We start from the raw sequence: 17,592 nt of genomic DNA on the forward strand, positions 1-17,592 counted from the left end.
ACTGACAAGCTACTGACAACTACTGCTAATTTCTTTACAGTAGACGCATGGATGTGATCGGTAGAGAACCTCCAAGCAGGATCGACTTCGAGTCACTGGTAGCGGCAGATCCGCGACAGCGCGGGGTGATGCTCGTTGGCGCGCCGGAGAACCAGTGGTTCGAGCGCAAGTCGGTTCGCGTCGACGCCAAGCGGCTCGCCGCCGCACTGATCGGGATGGCCAATGCTGAGGGCGGCATGGTGGCTGTGGGGGTCAGCGAGGGACGAATTGAAGGCATTGACGGCGAGACCCGCAAGGTCAACCGACTGCGCCGGGTCCCGGTTGATCTCATCGATCCGCCGCTCGTACTCAGAGTGGAGGAGATGCCGGTCGAACGCTCCGACCGCACGCAGGACCATGTCCTGGTGTTTCTGGTGGAGCCGAGTCGTCACGCCCATCAGCGCACCGACGAGGAGGCCTTCATACGGGCGGGTGACTCGACCATCACGCTGAGTCGGACTGCCTGGCAGGAACTCGTCTACGACCGTGAGGCCGATGCCTATGAGGCGCAGCCCGCTCCAGTCGGCCGCGAGGGTGTGGACTCGGCTCGTGTAGATGCGCTGCGGGAGGCTATTGGCGCGGTAGGGGATGACCTGCACGTACTGCGCGCACGCTCTCTGGTAACCCCCGATGATCGATTGACGGTTGCCGGACTGCTCCTGGTGGGGGTGCACCCGCAGCGATTCCTCCCGCAGGCACTCGTGCGCGTGCTGCGATACCAGGCCGATGAGACCGGTGTGGGATCACGCCAGACAATGGTTGCCGACGGTGATCGCCGCCTGGAGGGAACGATCCCGGAGATGATTGAGGCCGCATTCTCCTTGGTCGAGGAGTGGGCTCCGCGCCGTCGTGCACTCGGCGTAGATGGCAAATTCGGTCCGGTGGATGTCATTCCTCGCGAGGCGTGGATGGAGGCGATCGTCAACGCAGTCATCCACCGCTCGTACTCGATGGCTGGGGACCACATCCGGGTCTCGATCTTCCCGCATCGTATTGAGGTCTCCTCGCCGGGCCGTTTCCCCGGTCTGGTCGATCCGTCCCGACCGCTTGAGATCGCCAGATATGCGCGTAACCCGCGTATCGCGCGCGTCTGCTCGGACCTGGGATTCGCTCAGGAACTGGGTGAGGGGATTCGTCGCATGGTGGGGCAGATGCGCCAGGCAGGTCTCGGCGACCCGGTGTACCGGCAGACGTCGACGAGCGTAATAGTGAGTCTGGATGCCGCCTCGCGAATTTCGACGACGGTTGCCGACCGACTTGGCCAGCCTGCGCTCGATGCCATGGCGTTGCTGCGCGGCACCGGTCCGCTCGGTACTGCGGACATTGCTGCCGCGATGGGTGTCACCCGCCAAACGGCGCTGAAGCGTCTCAAGGCTCTGGAGGCCGAGGGATTGGTGATGCGCACTGGCAGGTCGCCGCGCGACCCGCGATCTACGTGGGTCATCCCCGGGGCGTGACCAGCAGGTGGGTACCGCCGAAGGTGTAGATCCCGCAGGCACCTGCTACTGACAAGCTACTGACAACTACTGTTAAGAAATTAACAGTAGTTGTCAGTAGCGGGCAGTCCTGGTCAGTGGGCGCCGACCTCAGGCCCAGTCCTCGATGTCGGTGGTCACGTCCCGACCGGAGGCGGCGGCCTCGTCGATGGCGCATGACAGCAGGTGGTCCTGGCAGGCCTGCGCCAGCGGGTAGGGGGCCGGGCCCTCGCCGCGCGCCCACCGGCCGGTGTCGGCAAGGATGGTGGCGGCGGCGAGGTCGTCCTCGCTCATGCGCGTTCCCACCCACCGGTTGCGGTAGAGGACCCGCCCATCCAGGCCGGCGTGGACCAGGTCGTTGCCCTCGAGGTTCAAGTCGCACCCAGTGCGCCGGTACTCGATCCGGCTGGTCACGGGGCCCGCGTCCGGCACCCAGCGGGTGACGGCGTCGTCGACGATCTCCCCCAGGGTGCCGCGCACGAGCACTCGCCGGGACAGCAGCGGGTTGTGCCACTGGTTGGAGGTGAACTCGTAGACGCCGGTGCGGCCGCCGTCGAAGGCGAGGGCGGCCAGCACCGTCTCGCCCGGCTCGACCGCGGGCACTGCGCTCCAGCCGGCGCGGTCGAGGGGCTGGAGGAGTGGGGCGGGGAAGCTGCGGGCGGTGACGGTGACGGGGCCGGCCAGCGGGGCGCCGTCGTCGGCCAGGAAGTGCCGCAGTAGCGAGACGGCGTGGTAGCCGTGCGTGGAGGAGACCTGCGCCCAGGTGGGGGTGCCGATGGTGCCGGCGCGGATGGCCGCGAGGCGGGCGGCGTGGCCGGGCATGCGGGTGTACTGCTCGGCGACCTGGACCAGGCCGGAGGCGCCGACGTCGCGCCACAGGGCGCGCAGCGAGTCGGGGTCTGGCGCGGGCGGGGTCTCCGACAGCACCGGGATGCCACGGTCCACCAGTTCGCGAACCAGGTCCGGCATGGCGGCCCAGCCCACCGACGGCACGACCAGCTCGGGGGAGCGGGCTCGCAGGCCGTCGAGGGAGTCGGTGGTGACGACGCCGAACTCCTCGGCGAGCGCCTGGCGCGACTCGGCGCGGCGGGCCAGGGCGCCCACGCACTCCAGGCGCTCGGGGGCCATGGCGGCCAGGCGCAGGAAGAAGCGGGCCCGCCAGCCGGCGCCGACGACGCCGAAGCGCACCGGCCCGTCCGGCGGCGGGGCCGGGCTCTGGTCGGGCATGGGGGCGCTGTAGGGGCGGGTCGGCTCGGGCGCGGCGGGGTGGCGCGGGTATCGCGGCGGCGGCGTGGGGGCTTGGTCGGTGGTGTGGGCGTCGCTGCTCACGGCGGTCTCCTCGGGCTGCAGACTTCATCGCCGAGACGGCAACGACGCTATACCCGGGGCGAGGAAGGGGCAACGGGGCTTATCCCTTGACGGCGCCCTCCGTCATGCCCGAGATGAACTGCTTCTGCAGCAGTAGGTAGAGCACGACCATCGGCAGCGCGACGAGTACCGCGCCGGCGGCTAGCAGGGTGGAGCCCTGCGTGTACTGCCCCTGGAAGAAGGCCAGGCCGAGCGGTGCAGTGCGCATCTTGCCGGAGGGGGACATGACCAGCGGGATCAGGAAGTCGTTCCAGGTCCACATGAAGGTCAGCACGACCTGCGTGACGATCGCCGGTCGGCCGAGCGGGAGCAGAATGGAGGTCAGGATGCGCAGGTCCCCGGCGCCGTCAATGCGTGCGGCCTCGAGAATGGCGGGGTTGACGCCGCGGAAGAAGGCGCGCATCCAGAAAGTGCCGAAGGCCAGGGACTGCGCTGTCTGTGGCAGCGCCACCGCCCAGATCGTATCCGTCAGACCGGCGTCGCGCAGGTCGAAGAACAGCGGCAGGACGATTGCCTCGGAGGGCACCATGATGCCGAGCAGGAAGACGTAGAAGAGAATGTCGCCGCCGCGCGGCCGAAGAATGCCGAGCACGTAGCCGCTCATGAGCGATAGCACGAGCGCGAGGGAGACCACCAGCACGGCGATGATGACCGAATTGGTCATGTATTGGGAGAAGTGGCCCTGCTCCCAGGCGGTGGCGAAGTTCTCCAGGTGCCAGAAGGAGTTGTCCCCGATCCGCTCGGGTTGAAGTGCGAGCACGAGCACATAGAGGATCGGGACCAGCGCCTGCGCGGCGAAGGCGACGAGGACGACGTAGTTGAGGACCTTCTCGGTCGTGGAGGCCCGCATCAGTCGCGCTCCCCGAGGAGGTTGATGGTGAGGTTGATGGCGAAGATGACCAGGGTCAGGATGACCGCCAGCGACGAGGCCGTGCCCACGCTACCGAGTCGGAAGGCCTGGTTGTAGACCTCGTAGGAGGGGACGGTGGTGGAGGTCCCGGGGCCGCCGGAGGTGGTGACGTAGACGAGGTCGAAGGTCTTGAGTGCGGCGATGACGGTGAGCGTGAGCGAGACGAGGATCTCTGCCCTGACTCCTGGGATGGTGATGTGCCAGAAGCGTCGCCACCAGCCGGCGCCGTCGAGGGTGGCCGCCTCGTAGTAGTCCTTGGGAATGTTTGAGATTCCGCTCATGAGCAGCACGGTGACTAGCCCGGTGCTGACCCAGGTGCCGATGAGCCCGACGGCGATGAGCGCCGTCGAGAAATCGCCCAGCCAGGTGCGGGTCAGCGCGCCGAGCCCGATGCCCCGGAGAAGGGAGTTGAGCAGGCCGTCGGGTGCGTAGATGCGCCGCCAGGCGATGGCCAGGACCACCATCGCGATCACCTGCGGCAGGAAGACTACCGTGCGGAAGAAGCCCAGTCCGCGCATCTGGGCGCGCGTCAGCAGGGTGGCCAGTACGAGGCCCACGGCCAGCGGGATGACGGCGTAGAAGATGATCAGGATGAGCGCGTGGAGGAACGCCCCCAACAGGCGGTCGTCGGAGAAGGTCTTGACATAGTTGTTCACACCGACCCATTCCCCGACGCCGAGGCCGTCCCACCGGTAGAAGGACAGCATGAGCACTCGTCCCAGGGGATACAGCATGAACAGGCCGTAGACGAGTAGTGGCAGGGCGAGCAGAACCACCGAGATCACCGCGCGTCCCTGTCGCTTGTTGAGAAGGCGCCGAGGTCGTGGGTCGCCCGCGTGGGGTGACTGCGGCGTCGCGGCGGTGCCGGGCATGATGGGTGCGGTCATGATCAGCCTTGGTGAGAGATGGGTGAATGCCGACATGGTTCCCGTTCGCCGGCGGTTCCGGACCGGACTCGGAGTCCGGTCCGGAACCGCCGTGGCCGGAAACAGGGGGTTGGCTCAGTCCCCGGTGAACTCGGTGTAGGCGGCCTCCAGTACGTCGAGGAATTCCTGAGGGGTGGACTTGCCGTCGAGGAGCTCTTGGAGCGCGTCCCCGAGGACCTGGTCGAAGGTGGGAGTTGCGTAATCGAGGTACGGGAGTACGTCACCGGTGGTGGTGAGCGTGTCGAAGGCGGTCATGACGTCGTTCGTCACACTGGTGGTGTCCGTGGCGAACGAGGCCGTGTCATTGACGGGCACGTTGCCGGTGTCCGCCAGCACCTGCATCGCGTCGGCGTTGGTGATGAAGTCTATGTACGCGGCGGCGGCATTCGGCTCCTTCGCCGCCGAAGTGATGGCGAAGGGCAGCCCGGTGCCACCGGTGCTGGCGACCCTCCCGGTCTCGGACGACGCCGGGGGCAGCATGAAGACCACGTCGTCGCCGAGGACGTCGGCCAGGTCCGGGGCCAGCCACGAGCCGGCCATCAGGTAGATGCCGGTGCCCTTGGCGAAGTCCTGCCAGACGGTGTCGTAGTCCAGGCCGTTGAATCCCTCGTTGAAGTAGCCCTTCTTCGCCCAGTCCTGCAGCTCGGTGGCGGCGGCCAGGTTCTCGTCGGTCACCCATGAGGCCCCGGCATTCCCGAAGCCGAGGTCGCGGATCTGCTCGGCGGGGACGTGTGCCCCCTGGACGGGACCGAAGACGTGCAGGGCGGGCCACTTCTCGACGTTGCCGAGCATGAGGGGGGTCTGGCCGGCGTCCTTGATCGTCTGGAGCTGCTTGCCGAAGGCCTCCCAGGTGGTGGGCGGTTCGAGCCCGAGTGCCCGCAGTCGTGAGGGGGAGTAGTAGATGCCGACGGCCTCACCCACCTGGGGCAGGCCCCACAGTGATCCCTCCCCGAAGACGCTCCCGTCCTCCGAGTAGGAGGAGTAGGAGAGGATTGCTGGACTGTAGCTCTGGTCCCAGCCGTAGGCGCTGATCCAGGGGTCGAGGCTGATGAGCTGGCCCGCCGGGACGAATTGCCCCATGGTGTTGCGGCCGTTGTTGGCTTGAACCACGTCCGGAGCGTCATCGCCCGTTAGCGCCAGGCGCAGAGTGGTCTGCAGGTCGTCGAATGACTGCGAGACCCGGTTGATGGTGATGTTCGGGTACTTCTCCATGAACGCGGCGTTGAGACGCTCCATCTGCTCGTTCTGTCCGCCGCGGGTCTCCTGGTCCCAGACGGTGAGCGTCTGCTCGGGCAGGCCCGAGATGTCGGTGGACACCTCGACGGCGTCGGCGGAGGCGGTCGAGGAACCGCCGCCTCCGGGGGCGCAGGCGGTCAGGATCCCGAGGGTGGTGAGTGCGCCGGATCCGATCAGGAGACGACGACGGGTGATTGAGGTCCGACCCATCGACGTTGATGGGGTGGTGCGGGGGCGCATTGGCCTTCTCCTTTGCTTGATGGTTGGAGTCGTGTCGGTTGCTACGGCTGTGGCGGGCGTTGTCAGGTCTTTGTGGGTGCGTCGGGGATGGCTCCGTCGCCGATCAGGTCCAGGAACTCGGCGTCGAACCCGTCGGGCAGGGGCGTGGCGCGGACCAGCGCCGCCACCTGGACAAGTGCGGGCGCGTTGAGCGAACCGCCCGGACGCCCCAGGGTGGCGGCGGCCGTGGCGGAGGCCAGGCTGACGGCCGCGCGCAGCCCCAGGCCGTGCAGGCGGGCCCACACGAGCCCGGCGGTGAAGGCGTCCCCGGCGCCGGTGGTGTCCACCACGGGCACCTCCAGGGCCGGCAGCGCGAAGGGATCCCCGCCGGCGCAGGCGATCACGCCGTCGCGCCCGCGGGTGACCACCACGACGGGCACCCGCTCGGCCAGCAGCCGGGCCGCCTCGGCGGCGCTGTCGGCCCGGGTGTAGTGGAGCGCCTCGGTCTCGTTCGGGGTGAACACATCCGCAACCTCCAGCGGGGCGAGGTCGTCCGCGCTCCAGCGCCCGGTCGGGTCCCAGGCGGCGTCGGCGAAGACGGCGGTCGGGGTCGCCTCGGCGCGCCAGCGGGCGCGATCGTCTCCCCGCCCGCGCGGACGGCCCCCAGGCCCGCCACGAGCGCGGCGGGCGCGGGAGCCCCCGCCGGCAGGCCCGGGGCGGCGTCGCTCCCGCAGGTGGTCATGGCGCGGTCGCCGTCCAGGGCCAGGGAGACGGTTACGCTCTGCCGCGGGGCGGTTCGCGCGCCGGACAGGCCGATCCCCTCGGACTCCAGCATGTCGCGCACCAGGCGGCCCGCCGGGTCCGCGCCCAGGTACGTGCACAGCCCCGTCGGCAGACCGAGGCGGGCCAGGGCGACCGCCTGATTGGCGGCGCCGCCCGGCATGAGGGCGCAGTCCTCGACCCACTGCTCCTCGCCGGGGGCGGTGGCGTGGCTCAGGCCGCTCATGACGACATCGAGGAAGGTCGGGCCGACGACGAGGACCGGTCGAGCGGGGGTGGCGGGTGTTGCGCGATGCGGCATGTGACCTCCTCGTCAGACGCACAGATTGCTGCGACGTGCACCACTATACGTGAAGTTGCGTGAAGCTGCGCAATCTTGCGCACAATTGATGCCAATGCGATAGACTGCTCCCATGTTGGCTCAGCAACGCCGCTCGGCGATCGTGGAGATGGTGAAGGAGAGCGGCGGCGTCTCGGTCACCGATCTCGCCCGCGCGCTCGACGTCTCCGCCTCCACCATTCGCCGCGACCTGAACGCCCTGGGCCGCGAGGGCAGGCTCCAGCGAGTGCGCGGCGGAGGCACGATCGAGGCGGACGCCCAGCCCTTCGCCCACGTCGCCGCCCGGGCGGCCGGGGAGAAGGACCGCGTCGGTGCGGCGGCGGCCGGGCTCGTGCGCGATCGGGACGTCGTCCTCATCGACATCGGCACCACGGGCGCCGCCGTCGCCCGGCACCTGCGGGGACGGGACGTCACCGTCGTGACCGCCTCACTCGCCGTCGTCGACGTGCTGCGGGAGGACCGGCACGTGGAACTCATCGTGCTGGGCGGGGTGCTGCGCCCCTCCTACCTGTCTCTGGTGGGCGGGCTGACCGAGAACGCCCTGGCCCAGATCAGCGCCGACATCGCCTTCATGGGCACCTCCGGGGTGCGGGCGGACGGCACGGTCATGGACTCCACCGGCATCGAGGTGCCGGTCAAGCGCGCGCTTCGGGCCGCGGCCGAGCGCACCTGCCTGCTGGCCACGGCCGACAAGTTCCCCGGCTCGGGGCTACTGCCGGTGTGCCCCATCAAGGAACTCGAAGTCGTCATAACCACCGCCGCTCCCGGCACGGCCCCGCTGCCGGACCTGGCGGGCACAGCTACGGAGGTGCTGTTCGCATGAAACTGCTCATCGTCGGTGGCGGCGGGTTCCGCGTGCCGCAGGTGATCGAGGTGCTCGCCGCCGCTCGGGCGGGCTCCGGCCCCCACCCGGGGCTGGTGGTGGATGAGGTGTGCCTGTACGACGTCTCCCCGCGGCGCCTGCACGCCATGCGCGCCGTACTGGCCGACCTCGACTTCCCGCACGCACCCGCGCTGACATCCACCACAGACCTGGAGGAGGCGGTGCGGGGGGCCGACTTCATCTTCTCCGCCATGCGAGAGGGCGGCACCCACGGGCGCGTGCTGGACGAGCTCGTCGCCCTGGAGCAGGGCGTGCTCGGGCAGGAGACCGTGGGGGTCGGCGGCTACGCCTACGCCTTCCGCACCATCCCGGCGGCCATGGAGCTGGCGCGCACGGTCCGCGACCTGGCCCCCGAGGCCTGGGTCATCAACTTCACCAACCCCGCCGGCATCATCACCCAGGCCATGCGCACGGTGCTCGGCGGGCGCGTCGTCGGCATCTGCGACACCCCCATCGGGCTGGTGTGGCGGGCAACGACGGCGGTCGGCGAGGATGCCGCGCGCGCGTCCCGGGTCGGGCCGGGGGCGGGGCTCGACTTCGACTATGTGGGCCTGAACCACCTGGGTTGGCTGCGCAGCCTCGTCGTCGACGGCCAGGACCGACTGCCCGGCCTGCTGGCCGACGACGCCGGGCTCGACCACCTGGAGGAGGCGCGCGTCATCGGCTTCGACTGGGTGCGCGCGCTCGGGATGCTGCCCAATGAGTACCTCTTCTACTACTACCTGGGCCGGGAGTCGCTGGAGCGCATCCGCGCCGAGGCGGAGACCCGCGGCCAGTTCCTGGAGCGGAGGCAGGGGGAGTTCTACGACGCCGTCGCCGCCGATCCGCAGCGAGCGGGGGAGCTGTGGCGGCGCGCGCACGCCGAGCGTGAGGCCACGTACATGGCCGAGTCCCGCGACGCCGCCGACCGGGCCGGGCGCCGCGCGGAGGACATCGCCGGCGGCGGCTACCAGCAGGTGGCCCTCGACCTGATGACCGCCGTGCACACCGGCGTGCCCGCCCGCATGATCCTCGACGTCGGCAACGCCGACGCGTGCTCCGCCGGCGGCGGCCTGCTGGTGCCCCAGCTGCGCGAGGACGCCGTGGTGGAGGTGCCGTGCGTCGTCGACGGCTACGGCGTGCACCCGCAGCGGGTGGGGGCGCTCGCGGGCGCCGAGCTCGGGCTGGTGGCCACGGTCAAGGGCTGCGAGGAGCTGGTCATCGACGCCGCGCTCAGCGGGGACGAGACCCTGGCGTGGCGGGCGCTGGCCGGTCATCCGCTCATCGACTCCGTAAACGTTGCGCGCCGCGTGCTCGACGGCTATCTGGAGTGCAACCCGCTGGTGGCCCGGACGTTTGGGCGGTGAGGGCAGCGGAATCTCCTATGCGTCCTCGTCCCGTCGACGAGCGCGGTCAGAAGGCGAGCTATGTTCTCTCCGGTACTACACGTGAGACCAGTGCTGAAGGCGCGTATTGGAGTATCTGAAGTGCTGCCGCTGGTGGGCCTGCAATCTCTAGGAGTGCTTGGACTAAATCGGCACCGGTGGTGTGTCCGTAGGCAGGTGCATGGGGATTCAGTGCTACGGCAATGTCTCCGAGGTCGGCTTGTGGGGCACCTGTGGCGTCTCTGACGACTGCGGCGAGATACTCCATGTCGGTGTGTTCGGCGGCCAGATCGGCGATGGTGCGCGGGATGGTGGTGATAGAGATTCCGTCGATGACCGTGATGGCGCTATCGTCGAGCCGAGCTCGTCGGTAGCAGATGTCGGACTGACGAGTCTGCTTTCGCGTGGGAGCCGTGAAAGTATGCCGTGCCGGTATGACTTCGCCGATGCCGTGCAGGGCCGCCGCGGACGCGTGGGACACGGCGGGACTGCTCGGGTCGTGGGCGCGTTCGTCCGCGAAGCGCTTGGGATCAGTGCCGAGCCAGGCGGCGCGAAGATCCTGATGGGGATCGTGATCCGAGCCGGGCAGCGCGTACACGCCGTGGCGAACACGCGTCAGCGCTTCCGAGGTGGCCAGGCGGGTGAGTGTTGTTCGGTCGATGCCGACCCGCGCTGCCTGGGCCGTGGTGATCAAGCCACGTTGCGAACCGGCGGCAGAGGACAGTGTGCGGAGCGCATCCGCGGTTCTCATGCAACCTCCTGCTGCGTTTGCTACATCAACAGTGTAGCAAACGCAGTGCGCCGCCCGAGGCGGCAGGATGCGTGTAATGGATCAGTCCTTTGTCGCAGGGCGGCGTTCCGCGCCGTCCAGACGCCTCATCAGGTACGACAGGATGCTCAAGGCGTCGAGGCAATCCTTGTAAGTCAGGGAGCCCGTCTTGAGCAACTCCACCTGCTCTCGTGGTCGATGGTGTTACGGAAGGCGCTGAGAACGCCGAGTGAAAGATTCTGCTGGCCACGGTCGACGTTGTCTGCGGTCTGCTCGGTGAATCCTCCGTTCCTCATGTGTCGGGAGAATACCGGCTCTTCCGGTTTGGGGGTGTGGTGGTTGTCTGGGGCGGCGGCAGGAGTGCTGCCGATGTCCTGGGACATGGCATGGGGTGGCGTGGGGTGTCTGGTGCGCTGGCTGGGCGTTAACAACGCTACTTAACGCTCTGCTGTATACCCCAGAGGCCTTCAGCAGACGGTTAACTAGCGTTGTTAACCCCGAAGTGGCGTTGCAGACGGTGAAGTGGCGTTCCAGACGAACCCGCTCCCGGGCGCCGGAGCCGTCGGCAGCCAGGCCTGGCGTTCTGGCGTGGTGAGCCGGCGCCGTGGAGGTTCAACCCGCGTCCTCGAGCACTCCGCCCGGCCGCGGCGAAGACGCCCCCACCGGGCCGACGACGTCCTCGCCAGCCCGAACACGACCCCGCCGGCCCGAAAACGTCCTTGTGCGCCCGGCAACGACCTGCGCCGGTCGAGTACGTCCTCGTAAGCCCGAAACCCTCCCGAACGTGGAGGGTTTGGGGATGAAGAGGACGTTCTCGGCAAACCAGCACCCACCGAGCACGACCCCGCCAGCCCGACATCGACCTCATCCGCCCCCGAGAACGTCCCCGAGAACGTCCCCGCCAGGCCCACACCGACCTCACCACCCCAACCACGACCACCGCGAACACCGCAACCCGGACCAAAGCCACCACGCCGGAAGCGCCACACCCTCAAACCGGAAGAGCCAGAATACCGAGATCGACCCGTCCTTCCCGAAGGACTTGGACAGCATGCGATAAGGGTCATCTCGCGGAATCTCGGATTTCGTCGCTGTCGCCCCAACGTATCTCTTCACGGCCTCGTCGACCGCATGATAATAGTCACCTCGCTCGTAAAAACGCGCGCAGCGTCCTGAATCTCGTGGTGGAGCCTGCGCCAAACGTAGTCCGTGTACGGCGGTGCGAGACAGTGTTTTTCTCATTCAGGGCCGCTTCCTGATCCGCCGTCAGGTTGAGGCCCTCAGAACTCACGTACTCGAGTACCGTTTCGGCCGCCGAGCGGCTCTCCTCCAACTGGATTTACGCTGTCCAGTCCTTCCTTGAAATCTCGGCACTTCGCTGTCCGCGAGTCTTGCGCTTCTGCGACCGCCAGGCCCTCCATTCGCGACCCACCCGAGCGGCGCGGGCCGGGGGCTCCTGGGCATCCTCGCCGGGGGTGGTCAGATCCATGCGCTCCAACACGCATCGGGACACGCGGCCGGAACTCGCGATCCGGCACCTGCTGCACGCCCGGGGGCTGCGTATCTGGGAGCACGTGCCGCCCGAGGAGGCCGTGCGGCTCATCGTCCGGGCGCTCGAGGCGGACCGGGACGAGTGACGCATTGACGGGGCGCACGACTCACTGCTCTCAGTGGCACGCTCACCCACATCACTGAGGTGCTCACTTTATAGAGTGACGCCCTCACTCTAGAAAGTGAGACTATCACTGACGTACACTGAGGTCGTGACTGACGAAGAACTCCAGGAGCACGTCGCCCGCATCTGGCGGCTGGGTGCGGATGACGCCCGCGTCGAGGTCAAGGCCGCGGTGCGCGACATCCCCAAGGGTATCTGGGACTCCGTATCCGCATTTGCCAACACGGAGGGCGGACTGATCATCCTTGGGCTCGACGAGAGCCTGGGCTTCACAGCTGCCGACGGTTTCGATGCCTCGAGGATAGAGAATGCCCTCATCTCCGGCCTGGACGACGCAGAGCGTGCCAACCCCAAGGTGAGGCCTGTTCCGCAGTACCAGGTCGACCGCGCCGAGATCGATGGCGCCCAGGTCGTTTGGGTTCGCATTGAGCCTCTCTCGGCCACCCCGGACAGGACGGCGCCCTGTCATGTCGTTGCGCAGGGCCTGGAACGGGGAAGCTATAAGCGAGTCGGTGATGCGGACAAGCGCCTGACCACGTACGAGGTACACCTCCTGCGGACGCGGAACGTCAACGAGCATGCCGATCGCCAGCCTGTTGACGGGCACACCTTCGCAGATCTCGATCCGGACCTGGTGAGCCGCACGGTGGAAAGGGTGCGGGCAAGCGGCTCGCGTGCACTCGCCGGGCTCGCTCCGGATGATCACGTATCTGCATTACAGAGGCTCAACGCTCTTACGGCCGACGGCACTCCCACCCTGGCCGGCTATCTGGCTCTCGGAATTTACCCACAACAGGAGTATCCCCAGCTGACCATCGATGTAACCGTTCATCCTGGTACCGCCAAGTCTCAGGACCCCACCGTCAGATTCGTAGATCGCCGTAACTGTGATGGTCCACTGCCGCAGGCGATTGACGATGCCGTACGCACCGTCATGCGCAACCTGCGCACGCGTCGAATCGTTGAAGGGACCCGTGGCACTGACGTTCCCGAGATTCCGGAGGATGTTCTACGAGAGGCCATTGCCAACGCGGTCATGCACCGCGACTACTCCCGCTTCGTCACCGGGCAACAGGTTGCTGTCAACGTGTACCTCGATCGCGTAGAGGTCATCAACCCCGGCGGCTTCTGGGGCGATCGCACCAAGGAGAACGTCACCGATGGTCACTCTGCGTCCCGAAACGAGGACTTGGCCCGCCTGCTTACGGTAGTACCCATGCCTGACAACCGCTCCACGGTCTGCGAGAACCAAGGGTCGGGGGTCGTTCGCATGGTCAACGAGATGCGTGCTCACGGCCTGCCCACTCCTGACTACAGCACATCGACGATCGACCACGTAGTCGTTCGCCTTGATCGCTTCGGCCTCATGGATCCGGAGACGGAGGAATGGCTGGGAACGCTGCCCGGGCGATCCGGCTTCTCTCGCAACCACGAGGCCGCGCTCGCCCTGGCCAGACGGAATGGAACCGTGAGTGTGGTCGATCTGCGCGACAACCTGGGACTCGACTCTGACGACTGCCGTGGTGTTCTCGCGCAGCTTGTGGCCGACGGTCTCCTGGTGGGCATGAATGACGGCCCCTATGTGATCGCCGATCAGACAAGGAGCGTTGAGAAGACAGGAGCTGAGTGGGAGATCCTTGCCGTCCTGAGTGCGGACGAAGCTCTTTCCATTCGGGATGTGGCAAAGGCCACCGGTAAGACGCTCACTGCGCTTCGGCCGGTGCTGCGAGGACTCGTCGAGCGTGGACTGGTGGTCGCGACGGCGCCGCCTACGAGCCGCAGCCGTAAGTACCTGCTTGCAGGCGGGTAACAGGGGCGACAGTCGCCCAAGGTTCGCACTGGCCGGTGGGGTCGGGTTGTCTCTCCCGGCCCCACCGGCCTTGGCGGTGAGGTGGCCGCGTCCGGGGTTTCCCGGCTCTTCGTGTTTGAGAGTTTGGCGGTTGGCGGTGCGGGCCTCCGCGGTGGCGCGGCCCGGAGGTGCTGGGAGCGTGGAGCCGAAATGCTAGGACTGCGGAGCCGTGGGGGTGTTGGGAACGCCTCTTCGGCGTCTACTACGCCGGTTAGCCCTCTGTTGAAGACTCCATAGCCCTTCAGCAAACACCTAACCGGCGTAGTAGAGCACGAACCGGCGTAGCAGACGACCCCGGCCATGGGCACCAAGACGCCGTCGGCCCCGCTCCCGCTGCCCGTCGTCCTCCTGGAGCGCCAGACCCCACAGCAATCTCGCATACTGGCTCGGCCTGAATCCAGTCCGGACCCAGACCCCGCACGCACCCTCACAGTGGCAGACCCGCCGGCACCCACCACCACACCCCCAAACACGAAGAGCCTCTTTCACCGCTGCGTTCTCAGCAGGCCGGCGCGCAGTCGACGCCGGGCGGGCCTACATCCGGCGGTTTCCCTAATCGCTGTGCGGCCTTTCCGCGGCGCCACTCAGTAGTTCGAGAACCGCGCATCGCGCTCAAGCGCCGCCATCCGCGCCATCTCGGCCTCCGTCAGCTCGAAGTCCCACACGTCGTAGTCCTCGTTGATGTGCTGCTGGTTGGAAGAGCCGGGGATGCAGACATTGCCGACCTGCAGGTGCCAGCGGATGATGACCTGCGCGGCGGACTTGCCATGCGCCCGGGCGATGTCGCTGATCGTCTCGTCGTCGAAGAGCGTCTGGGTATTGCCGCGCCCACCCAGAGGGAACCAGCTTTCCAGCACCGTTCCGTACTGTGCGATGTGCTCCTTCATCTGTCCGCTCTGGTGGTACGGGTGCGTCTCATTCTGCAGGAGTGCGGGGCGGATGCTGGTCGCCTCCACGAGCCGGTCGAAGTCCTCCGGCTCGTAATAGTTCGACAGGCCGATCGACCGCAGCCGACCGTCCCCCACCGCGCGTTCCAGCGCCTGGTAGGCGTCCACGTCGTTCGCCGGCTGACTGTGATGCAGGATCATCAAATCGATGTAGTCGACGCCGAGCCGCTCCAGGGAGGTGTTGATCGCCGCGTCGGCGTCGTCGTAGTCGGTGGTCCATATTGTGGTCGTGATGAACACGTCCTCGCGGGCGACGACGCCCTCGTCGATGGCCCGCTGCAGGCCCCTGCCGACGCCGGTCTCGTTGCCGTAGATCCGCGCGGTGTCGATCAGCCGGAAACCCGCCTTGAGGGCCCAATAGGTCGAGTCCGCCGCCTCCTCGTCCGACAGGGAGAAGGTGCCCAGGCCCAGGATCGGCATCTCGTAGCCGCTGTTCAGGGTGACGGTCCGGGTGTCGAAGTCGAAGGCGGGGTAGCCGGACACGGCCGGGCCCTGCGGGGAGGCGCCAACAACTACACCGCCGGCGTCACCGCTTTCGGTCTCGGCCCCGCTTCCGCCTCCGCCTGTGGCGCTGCATCCGGCGAGCGCCAGGCACAGCAGCAGGAGGAGCGCGGCCAGACCTTCCCCTGCCCGCTGCCGCCGGTTCATCGTCTGAAGCCGCGGTGTCCGTGCACCCGCAGCGTGCCGAGCTCGGCATCGAGGGCCCGGAACTCCGCGTCGGTCAGCTCCACCCGGCTCGCGCCCAGGTTCTCGATGATGCGTTCCTTGTTCTTCGAGCCGGGGATTGGCACCGTGCAGGACCACTTGTGCAGCATCCACGCCAGGCTGATCTGCGCCGGGGTGGCGCCCTTCGCCCGGGCATATCGGCTCACCAGCTCCACGATGGGCCGATTGCCGCGGAGGTTGCGCCGGGACAGCTGCGGCACCCAGGTGCGCACGTCGTCGAAGGACTCGAACTCGGTGCTCTCGGTGACCTTGCCGGACAGGAGCCCGCTCGCCACGGGACTGAACGCCACCAGGCCGATGCCGTGCTCCTCGCAGTAGGGCAGCACCTCCGCCTCCACGTCGCGCTCCACCATCGAGTAGATGTTCTGCACGGCCGTGAGCGGATACGCCCCGTGGGCGCGGCGGATCACATCGACGTCCACCTGCGACAGCCCCCAGCCCCGGATCAGGCCCTCCTGGGCCAGCCGACCCATGGCCTCCGCGACCTGTTCCACCGGCGTGGAACCCAGGCGATGCAGGTAGTACAGGTCCACATAGTCGGTGCGCAACCGCTCCAGCGACGCCTCCAGGTGGGAGCGGACCTCCCCGTAGACGGAGCCCCGCCCGCCCGAGGCGAACAGCTTGGTGGCCAGCACAACGTCGTCGCGCACCTCTTCCAGCGCACGCCCCACGATGCGCTCGTTGTGCCCGACGCCGGACAGCCCCGGACTGTAGATCTCCGCGGTGTCGAAGAAGGTGCAGCCGTGCTCGTAGGCGCCGCGGATGGCCTCGAGGCTGTACTGCTCGGGCGGGATGCGGCCGTAGCCGTGGCTGAAGGCCATGCAACCCATGCCCACCTCGGAGACGGTCAGCTCGCCGATCCGGCGCGTGTTCATGCCATGTCTCCTCTTGGTGTTCTCTTGCCTTTGAGCGGTGTTCCGCGAGTACGACGACGCCGTGGGCGGTGACGAGGCGGCTCGCCACGCCGCGGGGGGCGGCGCGTCGCACCCGGCATGATCGGTACGGGCGACCACGCCGTACACTGTGTTTTGCAACTCGCGTTACTTATCCTACGAAGGGCGCGTGTCGGCAACAATGGGCGACTCCGCCGGGAAGGTGGCCTAGGAAACCCCGATGCGGCCCGGGTTGCATATCTCGTGAAAGGAAGACCGTGCGCACCACCCCCGCCAAGGATTTGCGCGTCACCAAGACACTCGAGGCCATCGACCGCACATTCCGCGCCATGATGCTTCAGGGCGGCTACGGGTCTATCACCGTCAAGGCCCTGTGCGAGCGGGCACGCATCAACAAGAAGACCTTCTACCGCTACTACGAGACGCTCGACGACCTGCTGGCCGAGGTCATGTCCGCCTACGCCTCGGCCTGGCGCGAGCGCACGGCGCACCTGGGGCGGGCCTCCGACTTCGCCCAGATCACCCGCGAACTCTTCTACTTCGGGGCCGAGCAGGATGAGCTCTACGACGTCATCACCTGTGACCCGGCCTGGGACGGGATACGGCGGCAGCTGCAGGACGACGCCAGCGGCGAGCATGCGGAGAACGTGCCCGCGGGCTTCACCCCGGAGCTCTGGCATCTGCTCTACGCATATGTCTCGCAGGCCGGGCTGGCGATGTACCGCGCCTGGGTGGCCGACGGCAAGGCCATTCCTCTGCCGCGGGCGGCCGAGACGGCGGCCAGGCTGGTGTGCCAGGGGACCGATGCGCTCACCTCGGAGTGGTCGGGGGCGTCCGGCCGCAAGTGACCGGTGCTGGTGCCGCGACGACGCCGCCGACGAGTCGCAGCCGTAAGTACCTTCTCGCCGCTAACTGAGAACTGCCGAAACGTGTTTTGGCCGGTGGGGCCGGGTTGTCTCTCCCGGCCCCACCGGCCTTGGCGGTGAGGCGGCCACTTCCGGGGTTCCCATCCCCGGGGGCTCTGCCTCCTTCGCCGGAGCGTACCGGCGCGGGCTCCCATGTACCCGGCCTGGTTCTCGGTGGCGGTTCGGTCTTCGGGGTCCCCAACCCTCGCGATCCGTACCGTCCGGCGGCAGGAACCATGTAACTCGTCCCGCCTGGACGATCACCCCCAACCCCCCTGAGAAAGTCCG

Annotated in this window: 14 protein-coding genes and 1 pseudogene; 6 read left to right on the forward strand and 9 right to left on the reverse strand. The window is 67.8% G+C overall.

What is annotated here, in order from left to right; translation table 11 throughout:
• Positions 1-47 precede the first annotated feature (47 nt).
• Positions 48-1,496, forward strand: coding sequence for an ATP-binding protein (locus E4J16_RS00500; protein WP_136312939.1), 1,449 nt, complete (start codon positions 48-50; stop codon positions 1,494-1,496).
• A 129-nt stretch (positions 1,497-1,625) separates the two neighbouring features.
• Here the strand turns inward: E4J16_RS00500 and E4J16_RS15885 are convergent, their stop codons facing one another.
• The 6 genes and pseudogenes from E4J16_RS15885 to E4J16_RS16125 form a co-directional block, all read right to left on the reverse strand.
• Positions 1,626-2,843, reverse strand: coding sequence for a Gfo/Idh/MocA family protein (locus E4J16_RS15885; RefSeq protein ID WP_204519892.1), 1,218 nt, complete (start codon positions 2,841-2,843; stop codon positions 1,626-1,628).
• Positions 2,844-2,922: 79 nt separating this feature from the next.
• Entirely contained in the window at positions 2,923-3,732 is an 810-nt protein-coding gene (locus E4J16_RS00510; protein WP_136194296.1) for a carbohydrate ABC transporter permease, read from the reverse strand.
• Positions 3,732-4,679, reverse strand: a complete 948-nt coding sequence (locus E4J16_RS00515) for a carbohydrate ABC transporter permease (protein WP_136194297.1) — start codon at positions 4,677-4,679, stop codon at positions 3,732-3,734. The genes E4J16_RS00510 and E4J16_RS00515 overlap by 1 nt, the downstream gene beginning before the upstream one ends.
• A gap of 114 nt (positions 4,680-4,793) precedes the next feature.
• Positions 4,794-6,194 carry an ABC transporter substrate-binding protein gene (locus E4J16_RS00520; protein WP_240038194.1) on the reverse strand — a complete coding sequence of 467 codons (1,401 nt, stop codon included), beginning with the start codon at positions 6,192-6,194 and terminating at the stop codon, positions 4,794-4,796.
• Between the two features lie 62 nt (positions 6,195-6,256).
• Entirely contained in the window at positions 6,257-6,907 is a 651-nt protein-coding gene (locus tag E4J16_RS16120; RefSeq protein ID WP_420809332.1) for a carbohydrate kinase family protein, read from the reverse strand.
• Positions 6,886-7,254: pseudogene (locus E4J16_RS16125) on the reverse strand (carbohydrate kinase family protein); the annotation flags it as partial. The pseudogene E4J16_RS16125 and the gene E4J16_RS16120, both read right to left, overlap by 22 nt.
• 112 nt (positions 7,255-7,366) lie before the next feature.
• Here E4J16_RS16125 and E4J16_RS00535 point away from each other — a divergent pair.
• Both E4J16_RS00535 and E4J16_RS00540 read left to right on the forward strand, forming a co-directional pair.
• Positions 7,367-8,116 (forward strand): DeoR/GlpR family DNA-binding transcription regulator, encoded by a 750-nt coding sequence (locus E4J16_RS00535; protein WP_136194299.1) that lies wholly within the window; start codon positions 7,367-7,369, stop codon positions 8,114-8,116.
• The gene (locus tag E4J16_RS00540) at positions 8,113-9,522 is read left to right on the forward strand and encodes a family 4 glycosyl hydrolase (RefSeq protein WP_136194300.1); all 1,410 of its coding nucleotides are present in this window, start codon (positions 8,113-8,115) and stop codon (positions 9,520-9,522) included. Before E4J16_RS00535 ends, E4J16_RS00540 begins: the two co-directional genes overlap by 4 nt.
• Before the next feature lie 58 nt (positions 9,523-9,580).
• On the opposite strand, the gene E4J16_RS00545 is transcribed toward E4J16_RS00540, so the two are convergent.
• Positions 9,581-10,291 carry a type IV toxin-antitoxin system AbiEi family antitoxin domain-containing protein gene (locus E4J16_RS00545; RefSeq protein ID WP_136312941.1) on the reverse strand — a complete coding sequence of 237 codons (711 nt, stop codon included), beginning with the start codon at positions 10,289-10,291 and terminating at the stop codon, positions 9,581-9,583.
• A 1,505-nt stretch (positions 10,292-11,796) separates the two neighbouring features.
• Between E4J16_RS00545 and E4J16_RS15000 the strand changes: the two genes are divergently transcribed.
• Complete coding sequence (locus tag E4J16_RS15000) at positions 11,797-11,946, forward strand: PDDEXK family nuclease (protein ID WP_168709421.1); 150 nt, start codon at positions 11,797-11,799, stop codon at positions 11,944-11,946.
• 126 nt (positions 11,947-12,072) lie between these two features.
• Complete coding sequence (locus E4J16_RS00550; protein ID WP_136312942.1) at positions 12,073-13,794, forward strand: ATP-binding protein; 1,722 nt, start codon at positions 12,073-12,075, stop codon at positions 13,792-13,794.
• Between the two features lie 623 nt (positions 13,795-14,417).
• On the opposite strand, the gene E4J16_RS00555 is transcribed toward E4J16_RS00550, so the two are convergent.
• Both E4J16_RS00555 and E4J16_RS00560 read right to left on the reverse strand, forming a co-directional pair.
• Complete coding sequence (locus E4J16_RS00555; RefSeq protein WP_136312943.1) at positions 14,418-15,428, reverse strand: aldo/keto reductase; 1,011 nt, start codon at positions 15,426-15,428, stop codon at positions 14,418-14,420.
• Positions 15,425-16,381 (reverse strand): aldo/keto reductase, encoded by a 957-nt coding sequence (locus E4J16_RS00560; RefSeq protein ID WP_136312944.1) that lies wholly within the window; start codon positions 16,379-16,381, stop codon positions 15,425-15,427. Before E4J16_RS00560 ends, E4J16_RS00555 begins: the two co-directional genes overlap by 4 nt.
• 275 nt (positions 16,382-16,656) lie before the next feature.
• On the opposite strand from E4J16_RS00560, the gene E4J16_RS00565 reads away from it, so the two are divergent.
• Complete coding sequence (locus E4J16_RS00565; RefSeq protein WP_136312945.1) at positions 16,657-17,247, forward strand: TetR/AcrR family transcriptional regulator; 591 nt, start codon at positions 16,657-16,659, stop codon at positions 17,245-17,247.
• Positions 17,248-17,592: the final 345 nt, after the last annotated feature.

The organism is Actinomyces procaprae (assembly GCF_004798665.1).
GTDB lineage: Bacteria > Actinomycetota > Actinomycetes > Actinomycetales > Actinomycetaceae > Actinomyces > Actinomyces procaprae.